We start from the raw sequence: 17,188 nt of genomic DNA, 5'->3' as shown, positions 1-17,188 counted from the left end.
CGTTTACACTGCACAATAAGCCCTCTTTCTGTTCTAGATCAGAAAAAACTGCAAGCTCCTCATAAAAAACGCCCAACTTATTGAGCGTTTTTATTCCCCCGCCAACAGCAGCCCATTCATGCCACACTTTGCGGAATAGCACTGAGTAAACGTTTGGTATATTCGTGCTGTGGCGACTGGTACAAATCATCTGAATTGGCTATTTCCACCAAATCACCATGATTCATCACCATAATTTGATCTGAAATATATTTCACCACTGATAAATCATGTGAAATAAAGATATAACTCAGTCCAAATTCATCCTGTAAGTCTTGCAGCAAATTCAGTACTTGGGCTTGTACCGAAACATCCAATGCTGATACCGACTCATCACAAATCAAAACCTCAGGTTTTAAGGTTAGGCAGCGCGCAATCGCAATACGTTGACGTTGCCCACCAGAAAACTCATGCGGATAACGATAAAAAGCCTGTGCAGGTAAGCTCACGCGCTCCAACAGATCCAACGCCATTTGTTTGCGTTCAATATCATTCGCGCCGATACGATGCACTTGCATCGGCTCCATTAAAATCTGCCCGACGGTAAAACGTGGATTCAGTGATGCATAGGGATTTTGGAAAATGATTTGAATCTTACGTTGATACCGAGCAAACTCTTTTTCTGACATGGCTAAAATATCTTGACCTTCAAACAGCGCTTTTCCTCCTGTCGCTTCCTGTAAGCGCATCAGCAATAATCCGATGGTCGTTTTCCCCGAACCAGACTCACCCACCAAGCCCAAAGTCTTGCCTTTTGCCAGTTGGAAACTCACGCCTTTGACCGCTTGAAACTCCTCTTTGCCGAATAATCCTTTACGACTATAAAATGACTTTTTAAGATCACGCACATCTAAAATAACCGCTTCTTGGCCAGTTAAGCCGCGAGATCTTTGTTGAAGTGACTCGACATCGATGGTATGCGTTTCAATATAGTCATCGCCCTTTTGCTGCATGAAATCACTGATCATGGGCAAACGCAGGGGACGTTTGGACAGTTGCGGACGGCAGTGCAACAACGCTTTGGTATAGACATCTTGAGGGCGTTCAAGCATATCTTTAACCCAGCCTTGTTCACGAATTTGACCATCTCGCATCACGATTACCTGATCAGCAATTTCCCCGACCAAAGCCAAATCATGGGTAATAAACAACATCGACATTTGATGCTTCTTCCGCAAAGACTCCAGCAAATCTAAAATTTGCTTTTGAATAGTGACATCCAGCGCCGTCGTCGGTTCATCGGCAATCAATAGTTTGGGTTTACACGCAATTGCCATAGCAATCATGACGCGCTGCTGCTGCCCACCCGACAATTGCCCCGGATAAGCATCAATCTTGGTTTCAGGAGATGGAATCCCAACTTCTATCAAGAGTTCCAAAGCACGTGCACGCGCCTGCTTACGACTCATGCCCAAATGTAACTGCAAAATTTCTGCAATTTGTGAACCTACCGTAAACACAGGATTTAAGGATGACATCGGTTCCTGAAAAATCATGGCAATATCTTTACCACACTTTTTCCGCATTTCACGGCGTGGTAAATCGAGTAGGTTTTGCCCCTCAAACAAAATTTTACTGTCCGAAGCAATTTGACTGCTTTCAGGAGATAGTAGTCCCATAGTCGCTAGCGATGTGACCGACTTCCCACTGCCTGACTCCCCAACCAAGGCCACTGTGGTATTCACTGGAATACTAAAACTGATGCCTTTGACCGTTTCAATGTACTGCTTTTCTTCATTTTTAAAGCTGACACGCAAGTTTTCCACCTGAAGTAAGGCTGGCGCTGTCATATGATTAAGTTCAGACATTCTCATGCTCCTATTTCAGTTTCGGGTCTAATGCATCTCGCAGTGCATCGGTAAACATTGAAAATGCAGTGACCAGAACCGCCATTGCTACCGAAGCGACCGCTAACTGCCACCACTTGCCTAAAATCAGTTCACTTTGCGCTTCATTCAACATACTGCCCCATGACACCACACCGACAGGGACACCAAAACCAAGGAAGCTCAAAATCACTTCTGACTTAATAAAGGCCACCACCAATATTGACATTTGAACCAGTGCGATATGACTAACATTGGGAAATATATGCACAAAGATACGTCGGCCATGACTCACTCCAATCGCTTTTGCCGCCAGCACATATTCCCGCGAAGTATGCTTCATATATTCGGCACGAATTAAACGATATACCCCCGTCCACCCCGTTAAACCCAAAATCAAAACAATCGATAAAATGCCTTTTTGTTGTAGTACTGCGGCAATCGCTAAAACCAAGAGCAAATAAGGAATCGAAGTGAAAATGTTATAAAACCAGTTCAAGACATCATCGATCCAGCCACCAAAGTAGCCCGAAATTGCACCTAGAACGGTACCAATCACCACAGCAAGAAAAGCTGCGACTAAGCCAACAATAATTGATGTTTCTGCACCTTTAATGGTTTTCAGTAAAACACTTTGTCCCCATTTGTCGGCACCTAAAATCAGGCTTTGCTTGAGTTCCGCTTGTTGATCTAGTAAATGACCATCCAGCGCTTGGTCAATCGCTTTCATATCTTCGGCTAAAGGATCAACAACCCCATAGTAATCAATTGCCCCCCCCACACCCTGTTCAGCAGCAATTTCTGCATTGAGCTCACGAATGACATCTTTTAAAGGATCAACAGGGTTTTCAGGCACAGCCGCTTCGACTTTTTGTGTTTCACTTTGCGTAGCAGGTATCGCTGCTGCACCGATAGACGTAGGCGGTGCATAACTCACCGCGACTTCTTTATTCCAGTCTTTTGCAATCAATCCTGTAGATGACAAAATTAACAGCACCAAATAAAACAGTACGATTAGGAGAGAAAACATCGCGATTCGATCGCGTTTTAAACGGCGCATGGCGAGTTGCCATAGCCCTGTAGATGCTGTTGTAGGTTCAGCAGTATCTGGTTTTCTTTTAGTGAGAACACTGAGCATAATTCACCTACTTCAACTGTACACGTGGATCGACCCATTTATAAATCAAATCGGCAATCAAGTTGAAAAACATCGTTGCGAAAGCAACGTACACAGTAATGGCTTTAATCACAGGAAAATCACTACGCTCTACTGCAATAATCACTTCACGACCAATGCCCGGAATACCAAAGAAACGCTCAATCAAAAATGCACCAATCAGCAAAGCAGGTAAACTTGCCATCACGTCTGTAATAATTGGAATCGAGGCATTACGTAGCACATGCACACCTAAAATGCGCCGTTCGCCAATCCCTTTGGCACGTGCAGTACGAACATAGTCTTGATTGACTTCATCCAAAACAAAACTACGATACAACCTTAAAGTCGGGGCAATACTGACCACCAACATGATCAGAATAGGCAATAAAGCATACTTAAGCAGGTTCTCACTAAAGCTATCGCTCCAGCCTTGTACTGGAAACCAGCTCAGCTGATAGGCAAAGACATACTGAAAAACAATGATATACACCAAGATACTGATCGACATGCCAATCGTACACAGCATCATCACCATACGATCTGTTAAACTGCCACGCACCGCTGCCACCGCCAAAGCCAAAATAATAGAAATAATGGTTTGTAAGATCGTCAGTGGAATGAGCAAAGTCAGTGAAGGCCCAAGTCGTGTCATGATGATTTGCGATACTGACTCCCCTGTACTCCAACTCAGCCCATAATCAAAAGTCAAAATCTGCTTAATGAAAATCCACAATTGCACATAATAGGGCTGATCGACCCCAAGCTGCTGTCGGATATTTTCAATCTGTTCAGGGTTCGACATTTTCCCTGCTAAAATATAGGCAGGGTCGCCACCGACCCAGTTAAACAAGAAAAAAATCAGCAACACCACCCCAAGCATGGTCGGGATCATTTGCCAAATTCGACGAATAATATATGCCAGCATAAAAATGCCCCTTATTTCACCCGTTGACCGGTAATTTCATCGAAAAAGGCTTTGTTATCAGGCTCACGACCCAAAAAGTCTTTGACCAATGCTTTGGCAGGTTTTTGACCACCTTGGGACAAAATCGTTTGACGATAGTGCTGTCCCACTTCAGGGTTATTTAAGTTATCACCAAAGGCTGAAAGCATGTCCAACGCCATCACTTCTGACCACATATAACCGTAATACCCTACTTGATAACCGCCCATGATGTGACCAAACTGCCCCGGAAACTCGGTGGTTGGAACATAACCCAAGGCCGTTTCGCCTTCCATTTTTTCCCAAACCTTTAAGGGCTGAACCTCTCGTGCATCACTGCCATGTAGCGCCATGTCATACTGCGCATACAACGTCTGACGAGCATAATGCAAACCACGCCCATAACTATGCACGGCATTGAGTTTGGCAATCAGCGCATCATCCACGCGTGGGCAGTCAGGTTTGCAGTAGTCTGCCACCTTGGACAAAGTCTCTTTACGTCGCGCCCATTCTTCATACATTTGTGACGGCGCTTCGACAAAGTCCCGTTCAACCGAAGTTCCTGACTGAGATGAAAAGCGTGTGTTGGATAAAATGCCATGCAACGCATGACCAAACTCATGTACAAAAGTTTCTAACTCATCACTATTTAAACCATTGCGGTTAAAGTTAGTCACCAGTGCTGAAATCGGTTTGCGCCCAGTTAAGTTACTCCCGCCATAAACACCCCACACAGCAGCATGTCCATATTTACCTTTACGTGGAAATTTATCCATATATAAGCCGCCGAGCAGTTGCCCAGTTTTGGCATCGGTCACATCGTAATATTCCACTTCATCTTGCCAAACCTCGACTTTGGCAGGCTTAAACTTGATGCCATACAGGTTTTCAGAAATGGCAAATAGCCAGTCTTGAGAGGCTTGCGTTGGGAAGTATTGACGTAGCTGTTCTTGATCGACCTGATACTTGGCTTTGCGTAACTTTTCACTCCAATATGCTTCGCTCCAGCGCTCAATACTGGCTTGCTCAACAGGAATATTTAAACTTTGCGCTTTAAACTCACGTAGAGTTTGAACTTCCTTTTTCTCTAGGGGCGCCACGGTAGCATGTACCTCTGCCAAGAATTTATTCACGGTTTCAGGGGTTTTCGCCATCCGACTTTGTAGTACCCACTCCGCATAACTGGACTTGCCAAACAGTTGTGCTAACTCATAACGTAAGTCCATGGCTTGCTTCAACAGCGCCAGATTTTTCTCGCCACCACGTCGGGTAAATGCAATTTGATAACGCTTACGTGCATCATCGTTATCTGCCAACTCCATAAAAGGACGATAATCTGGATACTCAAAGCCGAGTAGATAATTACCTTTGTCATTTTTCTTTAAGCCGTCGATATAACTTTGTGACAGGCCTTTTAGCTCATCAGGGCTAAATTCAAGTTTTTCAGGATTATCACGGACATTACGCGCATACTCTTGTTCAATTTTTGCCAGTTCATCAAAAATCGCTTTTAAGCGTGCTTGTTTATCCGCTGAAAGCTGTATCCCTGTTTTTTCAAAACCCTCCAAAATATCTTCACGGAACTTGGCTTCAATCGGATCAGCAATTTTTATTTTCTTAATTTGTTGATATAGCTTTGGATTCTGATACACATCGGTTTGGAATTGGCTAATTTTAATTTCACAGTCTTCAGCCGCTTTACGCAGTGCTTCATCAGGGTCAACATTGCTATACAGACCAATCGGGCCGTAAAAATCTTCAAATGATGCAAAAATACGATCCCATTCAGCCAATACAGGCGCTGCTGCCGTTTCGTTTTTAAGGGGCTTATTTTCAAACGTTTTAAGTTGCTTTTTCACATTCGCAATTTTGGCATTACACATTGCAGGGATGTCTTTGGCTTGAAAGCTCGGCAAGGTTTGGCGCTGTGCTGTTTCCGCCAAAGCCATCTGACTCATCCCTAGGCCCAACATGCACAATGCAGTGAATTTAAAATGTTGCTTTTTCATCATGACTCCAGTTTTGTTTAATTTCTATTTCTTCAAATCAATATCGATATACATCCACTCTGCGGGCAGTATGGGATGCTTTTTAAAACCAATTACACGCGGTTGTGCCAAGATATTACGGTAACGCGCGCCAATCACCTGTACAGGCATATACACTTCCAGCAGACGTGACATTTTGGCGTAGATTGCATCGCGCTCTGGGCTTGGTGTCATCTTTTGGGCTTGTTCATATAGGCGGTCATATTCAGGAATTTTGACGCAGCCATTGTTGGTGATCTTGATGTTTTTGCCATAAAACAGCTGCATAAAGTTATCTGCATCTGGGTAGTCTGCAATCCATGCTGATGCTTTAAACATGGTTTTACATTGTTTTTCTAATTTCAAAGCCTCAGCAAAAGGCATCGACTTGGTGGTCATTCTGATTTTGATACTGTCTAAAGTTTTCTTCCAAAACTCGGCCTGTTGTTGACTGCGTAAATTATTGCCCGAAAGCGTCATCTCAATCACCAAAGGTTTCCCATTCGGCTGAGTACGCCAACCATCCGCAGCGACTTTATAGTGATAACGATCTAACAATAAATTTGCCGCTTTGACTGAGTAAGGAATACTGCTTCGATAATTGGGATCATAGCCCACCACACCACTTGGAATCGGTGCTTGCAGTTTTTGCGAATCGCCTTTTTGTAAAATATTGATGTAGTTATCGGCTGAAAATGCCATCGCCATGGCACGGCGCAGGGCAATTTTATCTTTACTTAAGCCGCCGACTATTGGGTTTTGCATATTCCAATAATGATAGTCAATCGAAGGATCGGTGATCCGTGACAGCTGTACGCCTTTCTTGACCAATTCCGGTTTTAGTTTTCCATCTTGCAAGGCTTGAACCGTTAGCTCACCATCTAAGGCAAACAAATCCACTTCATCTTTAATAAAGGACAACCATCGCGACTGGCCTTCTTCCATCACCTGAATATCAATCTCGCCAATTTGCGGCATTTTTTTGCCTTGCATGGCTTTGACGATCTTTTGGTCCTCAGGCGTACTGGCCTTAAAGTTCCAAACAAAACTTCGGAAATCAGGATTGGCCTTTAAAATGATCCGCGAACCCGGCGTCCAACGACTGAGCATATACGGCCCCGTTCCTATTGGATGCCCCATCACAAAACCCGCTTTGTCACGATATTTTTCGATGACTTCCCGTGTAACTGCACCTGCAGGCTGATGCGCAAGCAACATTGGAAAGTTCTGATCTGGGCTGGTCAGGCGAATGACCAAGGTATAACGGTCTGGTGTTTGCAAACCAGCGACAGATTGGTCGTAATTAAATTTTCCCGTTTTCTGCGCCTGTTTCAACAAAGCCTCCATCCCCAAGATTCGCCCATCAAGTAACCAACTGTTGGGTGAACGCAAACTCGGATCCAGTAAACGCTTAAAGGTATACACATAATCAGTCGAGGTCAGCTCACGCTTTTTACCTTTAAACACTGGGTCAGCAGCAAAATAAATCCCCTTTTGCAAACGAATGGTGTAGGTCAATCCATCCGCACTCACCTCGGGTAAAGCCGCAGCTGTTCGTGGCACCAATTTCGCAGGTGAGGCCAAATAATCATAGGTAAACAAAGTTTCAAAAATCGAACCATTGACATGGGCTGAGTACAAGTCATGCACGCCCGCAGGATCAAAGCCTGTTTCAGCCACAGGAAAAACATAACGTAAAACTTTTTTCGGGTCGGCAGGACTTTGCGCAAAACTGGAAACTGAACTACTCAGCAGAATACTGCCTGCCCAAATCCCCAAACTCCATCGTTTCAATGTCTGATTTAGATCTCTCATTATGTTCTACATCTCAATTATTTTTTTATGGGCTGAATATCCAAATATTGCCAGTTGGTATTCATCATCGGATGTGCTTTAAAACCCTGAACTTGTGGATGTAACAACCAATTTCGAATACGACTGTTATGAATAATCCATGGGTTATCGGCCTCAATTTGACGACTGAGTTTTTCATAAAATGGCAAACGCTGAGGCGGTGGGAGTGCCATTGCTTGTGTATAAAGTGCATCATAGGCTTTGGACTGATAGCAACTGAGATTGCCCTGCGCCGAATTAGGCCCATACAGCAGCTGAGCAAAGTTTTCCCCTTCAGGATAGTCCGCAATCCAAGCCCCGCCCCAAATCATATATTTACATTGCATCGCTGCTTTTAAATTGTCAGCAAAGTTACTCACCACAAAGTCGGCACGCAGACCAATCGCATCTAAATTTTTCTTCCATAGTTCAGACTGAATCACGGAACTGGAACTATTTTCAGTCATAAACTTGAGCGTTAAAGGCTGACCATTCGGTAGCCGACGGTAACCATCTGCTCCCTTCTTATAACCGAAACGATCCAGTAATTTATTCGCCAAAAGCGGGTTATAAGCCACACTACTCCGGTAGTTGGGATTAAAGCCTTGTACCCCTTCAGGCACCAACATCTCCGACTTCACCGCCTGCCCTTTATACAGTTGTTTAATGGCTTCTGCTTGGTTATAAGCCAGACTAATCGCACGTCTTAATGCAACTTTTTCAAGCCCAAAACCACCCACTGTAGGGTCTTGCATATTAAACATGGTATAGGTGATTTCAGCGTCTTTATTGGGAAAATGTTGAATGCCTTGCTTGACCAGTTCAGGTTTGAGTTGTTTGCCATTTAAAGCCTGTGGTACCGCATTAGAAGTCAGTTTGTCAAAGTCGAGTTGCCCCGATTTGAACGCGAGCCAGCGAGACTGTTCTTCTTCAATAATACTGACGCTGACTTTGCCGATTTGCGGCATTTTTTTGCCTTGCATCTCCTTGACCAGACGATTATCCCAACTCGAACCTGTAGATTTAAAATTCCAAGTAAAACCACGATATTTCGGGTTGGCCACCAGTTCAATACGACTCCGCGGTACATATTTACTCAGTTGATAAGGCCCTGTTCCCACGGGATGTTGCGCGATTCGGTCCCCATAAAACTCCACCACTTCCCGCGCTGTTCCGCTAAATGTGGCATAAGCCAAGATATACGGGAAATTATAGTCAGGACGGGTTAATGTGATTTGTAGTGTGTATTTATCGAGGGCTTTTAAACCAGAAATCGCGGCATCATAATTAAACTGTCCTGTTTTCTTGGCTTGAGCAACAGCAGCATCGCCACCGACAATTTTGCCTTCAATAAATGAATAAGTCGGTGAGCGGTTTTTCGGATCCATAATCCGCATCATGGAATAAATATAATCCTGCGCCACCAACTCTCGCGGCTTGCCTTTGAAGGCCGCGTCATCGCTAAAATAAATCTTGGGCTGAATTTTAAAGATATAGACTTTGCCCTCTTGTTCTATTTTTGGCATCGACACTGCTGTGTTTGGAACCAATTGAGCGGGACGCGCCAAATAATCGTATTTTAAAAGTGGTTCAAAAATGGCTTGGGCAATACTACCACTATAAAAATTATAGGTTTTAACCGTATCAAAACCATCATCAGGCGCTTCATAAGCGATATTTAATACTTTGTTTGGATCTGCAGGCGACTTTGCATAGGCAGAAAAGCCAAAACCCATCGCAAGGGATAAAGCAGCAAGCTTCAGTTTTTTTGAATTCAAGTTCATACCTATACACATCTTTTTTTTAAGCAAGGTGATCTCATGCCATCCATGTTCAATGTCAGTGTTTTATTTTTCAGACAACACTAACAAAAACTTAAAACATAAACCCATGTTTTATAAATTAAATTTTAATTATCAAAATTTAAAAAACGGTCATGGGCAAATATTCACCTCAGCAACAAAGCGAATATCATGCCACGCCTATTTTTTTATCATTCTAATTTAACATTTTGTAAGAAAAATATATGGATATTAATTAGTTATAAATCAGAGGCTCAACTCACATCGGAACATTTTGCCAATTAGTAGCTATTTTTGAACATTCAGTTTAAATAAACTATTGCACAGATTTAATACACCAATGATTCAAATTCGAACATCACAAGAAATACGAAAAACCGAATAAAACATCACAACAATTTGTTTATTAAAGATAAATACTGATAATTCAGTATAATTACAAATAAGGTTTTGTATTAAAAAAGTCAAAAAATCACGACTCATTTTTGATCACTTATTATATGAATAATCATTTTATGATTATTTTTTAATCGATTTATAAGTAATTTTTTGCCATTTTAAATTTTTAAATTCTAGAAAAATGAAGACGAGTTACATAAATCCATACAAATAATAAAATAAAACAATATTTTCCAATAACTTAATTCACAGTCTTTTGTCTATCCCTGAAAGTTGGCATTTGCCTTGCACTCCCTCAGCACAGCAATACCGCTAAATATAGAAAAAGAAGGGTTGAATTTACGATGCAAAAAAACAAACTTGTTCGATCTATGGGGACCCCAACCATCAGCAAATCACTACTTAAACTAAGTACCCTGACTTTAAGTATGATGTGTTTGTCTTTAGCTCATGCAGAAGAAACCGAAAGCTCAGTCTCAGCAGAACCAACTAAAAAAGTTGCTAAAGTGACTGTCACAGGCTCCTCTATCAAAGGAGTTGCAGCTCAAAGTTCTTCACCCATTACCGTCATTAAAGTCGAAGAGCTTGCGCAACAAGGCGTCACAACTGCCGAAGAAGCTTTAACCAAAATCAGTGCCAACCAAGCGGGTTACACAACCGCGCAAAACGTGGGGGCAAGTAATACCTCTGGTTCAACAGCCAACTTACGTGGCCTAGGTCCAGACAAAACCTTAGTATTATTAAATGGTCGCCGTTTGGCTTATAGCCCTTTTAGTACCTCTGAAACCAACCTCAATACAATTCCTCTAGCAATGGTTGAACGCATTGAAGTCCTCCGAGATGGTGCATCCGCGGTATATGGCGCAGATGCCATTGCTGGGGTGATCAACTTCATCACAAAAAAACAATATGAAGGTTTCGGTATCAGCAGCGGTGTACTCAAACCCGAAGAAAAAGGGGGGGACGAATACGATGTCTCTATCTTTGGTGGCTATGGCGACTTAGACGAACAAGGTTTTAACGTATATGGCGCAATCAGCTACCAAAAGTCTAAAGAAATTATGGCCAAAGACCGTAAAGTTAGCCGTCGTGGTGGGCTTTTACCTGAATTAGGGATCAATGCTGGCTCTACGAATGGTTTTCCTGCTAACTTCTATGACCCAACCAGTGGTGTATTAGCCAATCCTTACGGTAATGCCAACTGTAATAACACTCCTAATGTCGTTGCGGAAGATGGTCTGTGTATTTTAAACACTCAAGCCTTGATTGGTATTCAACCCGAAACAGAAGACTTATCTGCCCTAGGGCGTGCAACGTTCAAACTCAGTGACCAATTCAACGCCATTGCTGAATATGTATATGCAAAAAATGAAGTCACTACCTCAATCGCACCCGATGTCTATAGCCGATCTGTGACACTTCCCAAAGGAAGCCAATACTATCCAGGTGAAGGTATCACTCCTGCTGTTCCCGGTTTAAGTGGTGATCCTTTACAACTCTATCTCCGCTCACAAGCGGGTAACCGTGTTTCTAAGACAACCAATGAATCACATCGTATTTTTGCAGGGATTGAAGGTGAAGCATATGGCTGGAACATCGACAGCGGCGTGACCTATGCAAAAGGTAAAGCAAAGGACAGTTTCGTTAGTGGCTATTTAAATCGTAGTCAACTGCAAGAAGGGCTAGATAACGGTACCATTAACCCCTTTGGTCCTTCAGCGGATTCAAGTGTTTGGAATTCATTAGAAGTCAGCGGTACGACCAATGATGCGACCTTAGACTCCACCACCTTTGACTTTACGATCAGCCGTCCAATTTTCACCCTTCCTGCGGGTGACGTGGGTTTTGCCTTCGGCGGTAGCTTTACCACGCAAGACTGGGAAGCAAGGGTAAACTCAGACCTTGTTCGACTTGTCCCAGGTAGTGGCATTGACCCTGACAAACCTATCAGTAAGGGTGACCGTGACATTACAGCCGTTTTCTCAGAGCTACAAATTCCGATTACTTCCACTTTAGAAGCGCAACTTGCAGCACGTTATGATGACTACAGTGACTTTGGCGACACCTTCAACCCGAAAGTGGGTTTACGCTGGGAGCCTTTAAAACAATTAATGTTCCGAAGTACTTACAGTACAGGTTTCCGTGCACCAAGCTTATATGAAATTAATGCGCCGCAAAGCCAAACTTACACGGGGGCAAAATACGATGACCCTGTGCTCTGTCCAGGTCGCGTAGCAACTTCACCGCAATATCAAACAGAATGTAATACCCAGTTTAAGCGTATGCAAGGTGGTAACTCTGAGCTTCAACCCGAAGAATCAACCACATTTACAGCAGGCTTTGTTTTTGAGCCCCTTAAGAACCTAGTCTTAGCAGTCGATTACTACAATATCGAAATCGAAAATCTTATTGGCTTAACGGGTGAAACTTCCATTTTCGAAGATCCAACCAAATATGCAGATCGCTTTGTGCGAGATGCAGACGGCCGTATCCAATACATCAATACCACTTTAATGAATACAGGTGGCATCAAAACCGAAGGGATCGACATTAGCTTAGACTACCTGACTCCTATGACATCAACAGGTCGGTTTGGCTTCGGAATTAATGGAACCTATGTCATCAAAAATGACTACCAAGAAGAAAAAGATGGAGACTGGGAGGGCTTAGTGGGCGTTTATGATGACCCTGCTGTACTGCGCTGGAAACATACCGCAAACATCAACTGGAGCTATGAAGACTGGAAATTGGTCTTTGAACAGCAATTTTTCCGAGGCTATCACGACCAAAATGCAACAGGTGAAGAAGGCTTTGATAACCACAAAGTTCCAGACTATACCCTCTACAACATTGCAGGTACCTATAAAGGTTTCAAAAACTTAACCCTAACGGGTGGTATCAAAAACCTATTTGATGAAGAACCTGCAGCATCGAATGTTCTAGATAACTTCCAATACGGCTATGACCCACGTTACAGCGACCCAACAGGACGTACTTTCTATGTAAGAGGTACATATACGTTCTAAGCGGATCTGAGCCACAGATTGAAATATTCAATCTGTGGTGATGTTTATACATGCTCAACTTTAACCAGATATATATGGATTTTCCCAAGTGCAATCCAATGCTTTTAAAAAGTAGATTTGGCTTAAATTTTAGGAGTAATTATGGGCACTACATTTGAAGATTTAGAAAAAAACTCCGCCAAAAAACTCACAGGTATTGGCATTGTGATTTTCTTACATGTTCTTGTTGGCCTGGTGCTAATGGCGGGCTTGGCAAAAGATATTGTCAAACCCTCAACCGAACCTGTGGAATTGATCATTCTGCAAGATATCAAGCCACCTGAGCCTGAACCACCTAAAGAAGTTCCACCAGAGCCACCAAAAATGGTGGAAAAAGTAGCGCAGCAACCTGACCCGAAACCTATAGAAAAAGCAATCCCAGTGCAAAAAACAGTTGCTACACCCGTTACTAAACCGACGATAAGCACGCCGACGCCAGTTGCATCATCGCCTTCTCCAAGCCCATCTCCAACCCCCACACCGACTGCCGCTGCTCCATCACCTGCACCCAAACCCACAGGTGTTACACGTGGAGTATCGGAAGGTGAAGCTGGATGTAAAGCACCAAGCTATCCACGCGAAGCAGAGATGAGTGGCATTTCTGGCACTGTACTGATTTCGGTCTTTGTCGATACCAATGGTAAAGCCCAAGAAGTCAAAGTAAAGCGTTCTACAGGTGACCGTACTTTAGACCGTGCTGCAACGAAAGCGTATAGCTTGTGCACATTTAAACCTGCAATGAAAGATGGCGTAGCTCAAAGCGCTTGGTTCGACATCCCATACGAATTTGTTCTCGAATAATTGAAAAAGATCAGCCGACATTAGGAGTTACACAATGCAAAAATTAAAAAACTTTACCGCAGCAAGCCTACTTGGAATGAGCACATTACTTCCTCTACAAGCTGTTTTTGCAGAGGAAACCGCTGCGCCCACTACAGCACTAACTACACCAGCCGCCACGACTGAAAAAACAGCAACACCTGTTCCCCCACCCTTAGCTGAAAAAGCACCTACTGTTTCAGAAAAAGTACATAACCCTTATGGCTTAGAAGCAATGTGGAAAGAAGGTGATCTGGTGTCTAAAGTGACACTGTTTATTTTGGTGATTATGTCGATTGGGACATGGTACATCATCATCACCAAGTGCTTACAGCAAGGCAAAATTCGCAAACAAGGCCAACATGCCGATAAAAACTTTTGGGAAGCAACCTCTCTCGATAGTGCAACTGAAGGTTTAGATGATGCCAGTGTGTACCGCTTTATTGCTGAAAAAGGCATTAAATCCACAAAAAATCATGGTGGAACATTATTAGAGCGTATCGACTTTAATACTTGGGTCACTATCTCGATTCAACGTGCTATCGACAAAATTCACAGTCATTTAAGTGGTGGGCTGGCTTTTCTAGCAACTGTAGGTTCAACCGCACCTTTCGTGGGTTTATTCGGTACCGTTTGGGGCATTTACCATGCGTTAACCGCGATTGGGGTATCGGGTCAAGCATCTATTGATAAAGTCGCAGGCCCTGTGGGTGAAGCCTTAATTATGACTGCAATTGGTTTAGCCGTGGCTGTTCCAGCAGTGCTTGGTTACAACTGGTTAACTCGTCGGAATAAAGCCGTGATGGAAGAAGTTCGTACCTTCGGTTCAGACCTGCATGCGGTGTTGCTAAGTGGTGAAATCAGCACCAACAATCCTGTTAACCGTGACATGAAATAAGAACATGAGGAATCAGCCATGGGAATGACGGTAAATTCAAATGACAGCGATGATGATGTAATCGGAACCATTAATACCACACCATTGGTTGATATTATGTTGGTTTTGCTAATTATTTTTCTCATTACAGTGCCTGTTGCAGTTCATACCGTACCAGTCAATTTGCCTGAAGAAAAGAATGTGCCTTATGAAACAAAACCTGAAAATATTCAACTCGCAGTCAATAAAAATGGCGATATTTTCTGGAATGAAAGTTACATTGCCGACAAAGCCACTTTACTGGCACGACTACAAACAGAGGCACAAAAGAGACCTCAACCCGATGTCCACATTCGTGGTGACCAACTTACGCCATACGATGCGATTGACCAAGTCATTACCACCACGCAGCAAGCGGGCATTGGCAAAATTGCCTTTGTCACCACACCGCCCTCTTCCCCTTAATCAAAGAAGGATTCAGCTATGGGTATGAATGTTGGTTCCAACCAAGATGATGAAGATGTGATGCTTGATGTCAACATGACGCCTTTGATTGATGTCATGTTGGTATTGCTGATTATGTTCATTATCACGATTCCGTTGCCAAACAACGCCATTAATATTAACCTCCCGAATGGCACACCACCACCAGTTCAGGAAAAACCACCTGAAATCGTGGAACTACGCTTAGATGCTCAAGGCAAAATATTTTGGAATGAACAAGCTGTGGAGTCCAAACAAGCGCTCGAAGCCTTGTTTCAAACCGTTGCTCAAAAAGCAGATCAAGACCAAATTAAACTCAAAGCTGACCGCGCAACGGAATATAAATACATTGCGATGGTCATGGCCGCAGCCCAACGCCTTGATGTGAAAAAAATTGGAGTCGTGAGTAATCAGTAAATAAAACCGTCAAAAAAACCGCTGACAACTTTTTCTGTTAGCGGTTTTTTCTTTTTTAATGACTCTACGAATTACTTCAATACGGGGATGTCGATCCACAATGCTTGCGGAAAATGTGTCGCCAAATAAGCTTTTAAATAGCTCGCAGTATCTTTAGAAATGAGTTCATCTTGTGACTCATCATTTAAGTTATAGGCTAAAGCGTAAAGCTCTAAACCACGGTTTTTCAGTGCTTCTAAACTTAAAATGGTATGGTTAATACTGCCCAAACGCCCCGAACTCACCAAAATTACAGGCAGTTGCTTGGCTGCAATATAGTCAATACTGAGCAAATCTATGGTTAAAGGCACCATCAAACCACCCGCACCTTCTAACAATACCACCTCATATTTTTCAGCCAGCTGCTGAGTAGCACGCTCGATTTTTGCAAAATCAATCTCACGACCATCAATTTTAGTCGCCAAATGTGGCGATGCAGGATAACTAAAAATTTCAGGCATGGTCAGCTTACTATCATCTTCTGGAAACCAGCCCATACCCATAATTTTACGATGCTGTTCAATGTCTTCAGAAACATCAACATTGCCCGTTTGCACTAACTTTTGGGTAATGGTTTTTTGGCCTTGTTCATTCCAAAGCTTGGCTAAGTAGCCCGTGGTATAGGTTTTCCCAATGCCTGTATCGATTCCACTGATAAAGTAAACTGATCCAGTCATGGCATTCTCCGTGCTATACAATAAATAGGGTGATAACTCAGGCGATAATGAATCTGCCCAGAGGTATCGATTTGTGAAAACTGTTGATAATCTTGATAAAAGCGTTCGAGTGAGTGCTTGGTCCAACGAAAGCTCGATGCAGTTGCCGTGACACCTGTGGCTTTTAAATGTTGCAGTACCTGTTTCGGTGTCGCAAAGTCTAAGTACTCAATCTGTTCAGACAAATGCAGAACTTCAAAGCCTTGGTTTTGCAATTTTTCCCGTAGTTGATCGAGGTTGACATAATCTAAACCTTGCCCCGTTAAAGTCTTAATCTCTTGTAAGTTCCGCTCGCCAAAGGTGGAAAAACAAAATAGACCTTGTGGAAGCAGACTGTCATTCGCTTTCTGAAAAACAGCAGCAAGATCTGTCATCCACTGCAGTGCAGAGGTCGATACAATCAGTTCTAAATGAGCTGGAAAAACAAGCTGTTCAATATCGCCTAATAACCAGTCTATATTTGAATAACTCTGAAAGTGCTGCTGCACCTCAGCATATAAGTCATTCAGTAGATAGTGCTGAATTTGGAAATCCTTCAGCAAAAGATGGCTTAAATTGCCTGAACCACAACCAATTTCAAACACCCGCTCAAATTGCGATTTAACAGCATAACGTTGGATTAAATTAAAAAGCTGGCGTGCAATTTGCTTTTGCACAACCGCATGCTCACTGTAGCTTTGCCCTGCCTGAGCAAAGCGCAATGCGACTTGTGCTTTATCAATCTCTAAATTCTTCACGACTCAC

General features: G+C 43.0%; 13 protein-coding genes. 5 read left to right on the top strand and 8 right to left on the bottom strand.

The window, feature by feature from the left end:
* Positions 1 to 116 precede the first annotated feature (116 nt).
* From MF4640_RS08330 to MF4640_RS08305, 6 genes are read right to left on the bottom strand one after another with little or no spacing between them, the layout of a single operon-like run.
* On the bottom strand, positions 117 to 1,847 hold the full coding sequence (locus tag MF4640_RS08330; protein WP_078389262.1) for an ABC transporter ATP-binding protein: 1,731 nt from the start codon (positions 1,845 to 1,847) through the stop codon (positions 117 to 119).
* 10 nt (positions 1,848 to 1,857) lie between these two features.
* Positions 1,858 to 3,003, bottom strand: coding sequence for an ABC transporter permease (locus MF4640_RS08325; protein WP_078389261.1), 1,146 nt, complete (start codon positions 3,001 to 3,003; stop codon positions 1,858 to 1,860).
* Between the two features lie 7 nt (positions 3,004 to 3,010).
* Positions 3,011 to 3,949: an ABC transporter permease gene (locus tag MF4640_RS08320; RefSeq protein WP_078389260.1), complete on the bottom strand. Its 939-nt coding sequence runs from the start codon at positions 3,947 to 3,949 to the stop codon at positions 3,011 to 3,013.
* Between the two features lie 11 nt (positions 3,950 to 3,960).
* On the bottom strand, positions 3,961 to 5,976 hold the full coding sequence (locus tag MF4640_RS08315) for a M3 family metallopeptidase (RefSeq protein WP_078389259.1): 2,016 nt from the start codon (positions 5,974 to 5,976) through the stop codon (positions 3,961 to 3,963).
* Between the two features lie 24 nt (positions 5,977 to 6,000).
* Complete coding sequence (locus MF4640_RS08310) at positions 6,001 to 7,809, bottom strand: ABC transporter substrate-binding protein (protein ID WP_078389258.1); 1,809 nt, start codon at positions 7,807 to 7,809, stop codon at positions 6,001 to 6,003.
* Positions 7,810 to 7,826: 17 nt separating this feature from the next.
* Complete coding sequence (locus tag MF4640_RS08305) at positions 7,827 to 9,617, bottom strand: ABC transporter substrate-binding protein (protein WP_171263870.1); 1,791 nt, start codon at positions 9,615 to 9,617, stop codon at positions 7,827 to 7,829.
* A gap of 755 nt (positions 9,618 to 10,372) precedes the next feature.
* Here MF4640_RS08305 and MF4640_RS08300 point away from each other — a divergent pair.
* From MF4640_RS08300 to MF4640_RS08280, 5 genes are all read left to right on the top strand, one after another.
* Positions 10,373 to 13,054, top strand: coding sequence for a TonB-dependent receptor (locus MF4640_RS08300; RefSeq protein ID WP_078389256.1), 2,682 nt, complete (start codon positions 10,373 to 10,375; stop codon positions 13,052 to 13,054).
* Between the two features lie 141 nt (positions 13,055 to 13,195).
* Positions 13,196 to 13,894, top strand: coding sequence for an energy transducer TonB (locus MF4640_RS08295; protein ID WP_078389255.1), 699 nt, complete (start codon positions 13,196 to 13,198; stop codon positions 13,892 to 13,894).
* Between the two features lie 34 nt (positions 13,895 to 13,928).
* Positions 13,929 to 14,810 carry a MotA/TolQ/ExbB proton channel family protein gene (locus MF4640_RS08290; RefSeq protein ID WP_078389254.1) on the top strand — a complete coding sequence of 294 codons (882 nt, stop codon included), beginning with the start codon at positions 13,929 to 13,931 and terminating at the stop codon, positions 14,808 to 14,810.
* Positions 14,811 to 14,828: 18 nt separating this feature from the next.
* On the top strand, positions 14,829 to 15,254 hold the full coding sequence (locus tag MF4640_RS08285; protein ID WP_078389253.1) for an ExbD/TolR family protein: 426 nt from the start codon (positions 14,829 to 14,831) through the stop codon (positions 15,252 to 15,254).
* Positions 15,255 to 15,272: 18 nt separating this feature from the next.
* Positions 15,273 to 15,689: an ExbD/TolR family protein gene (locus MF4640_RS08280; protein ID WP_078389252.1), complete on the top strand. Its 417-nt coding sequence runs from the start codon at positions 15,273 to 15,275 to the stop codon at positions 15,687 to 15,689.
* Between the two features lie 71 nt (positions 15,690 to 15,760).
* On the opposite strand, the gene bioD is transcribed toward MF4640_RS08280, so the two are convergent.
* Both bioD and bioC read right to left on the bottom strand, forming a co-directional pair.
* A complete protein-coding gene (bioD, locus tag MF4640_RS08275; RefSeq protein ID WP_078389251.1) occupies positions 15,761 to 16,405 on the bottom strand; it encodes a dethiobiotin synthase in 645 nt (214 codons plus the stop codon).
* On the bottom strand, positions 16,402 to 17,181 hold the full coding sequence (gene bioC, locus MF4640_RS08270) for a malonyl-ACP O-methyltransferase BioC (protein ID WP_078389250.1): 780 nt from the start codon (positions 17,179 to 17,181) through the stop codon (positions 16,402 to 16,404). Before bioC ends, bioD begins: the two co-directional genes overlap by 4 nt.
* Positions 17,182 to 17,188: the final 7 nt, after the last annotated feature.

The sequence above is a fragment of the Acinetobacter sp. MF4640 genome, from assembly GCF_002018895.1.
GTDB classification, from domain to species: domain Bacteria; phylum Pseudomonadota; class Gammaproteobacteria; order Pseudomonadales; family Moraxellaceae; genus Acinetobacter; species Acinetobacter johnsonii.
Note: the sequence above shows the minus strand (reverse complement) of the source record. Positions and strands in the feature narration are given on the sequence as shown.

What these genes read in the sequence shown, in the direction of transcription:
- MF4640_RS08330 (WP_078389262.1), bottom strand. Translation starts at nt 1,847, where the DNA reads ATGTCTGAACTTAATCATATGACAGCGCCAGCCTTACTTCAGGTGGAA.
- MF4640_RS08325 (WP_078389261.1), bottom strand. Translation starts at nt 3,003, where the DNA reads ATGCTCAGTGTTCTCACTAAAAGAAAACCAGATACTGCTGAACCTACA.
- MF4640_RS08320 (WP_078389260.1), bottom strand. Translation starts at nt 3,949, where the DNA reads ATGCTGGCATATATTATTCGTCGAATTTGGCAAATGATCCCGACCATG.
- MF4640_RS08315 (WP_078389259.1), bottom strand. Translation starts at nt 5,976, where the DNA reads ATGAAAAAGCAACATTTTAAATTCACTGCATTGTGCATGTTGGGCCTA.
- MF4640_RS08310 (WP_078389258.1), bottom strand. Translation starts at nt 7,809, where the DNA reads ATGAGAGATCTAAATCAGACATTGAAACGATGGAGTTTGGGGATTTGG.
- MF4640_RS08300 (WP_078389256.1), top strand. Translation starts at nt 10,373, where the DNA reads ATGCAAAAAAACAAACTTGTTCGATCTATGGGGACCCCAACCATCAGC.
- MF4640_RS08295 (WP_078389255.1), top strand. Translation starts at nt 13,196, where the DNA reads ATGGGCACTACATTTGAAGATTTAGAAAAAAACTCCGCCAAAAAACTC.
- MF4640_RS08290 (WP_078389254.1), top strand. Translation starts at nt 13,929, where the DNA reads ATGCAAAAATTAAAAAACTTTACCGCAGCAAGCCTACTTGGAATGAGC.
- MF4640_RS08285 (WP_078389253.1), top strand. Translation starts at nt 14,829, where the DNA reads ATGGGAATGACGGTAAATTCAAATGACAGCGATGATGATGTAATCGGA.
- MF4640_RS08280 (WP_078389252.1), top strand. Translation starts at nt 15,273, where the DNA reads ATGGGTATGAATGTTGGTTCCAACCAAGATGATGAAGATGTGATGCTT.
- bioD (WP_078389251.1), bottom strand. Translation starts at nt 16,405, where the DNA reads ATGACTGGATCAGTTTACTTTATCAGTGGAATCGATACAGGCATTGGG.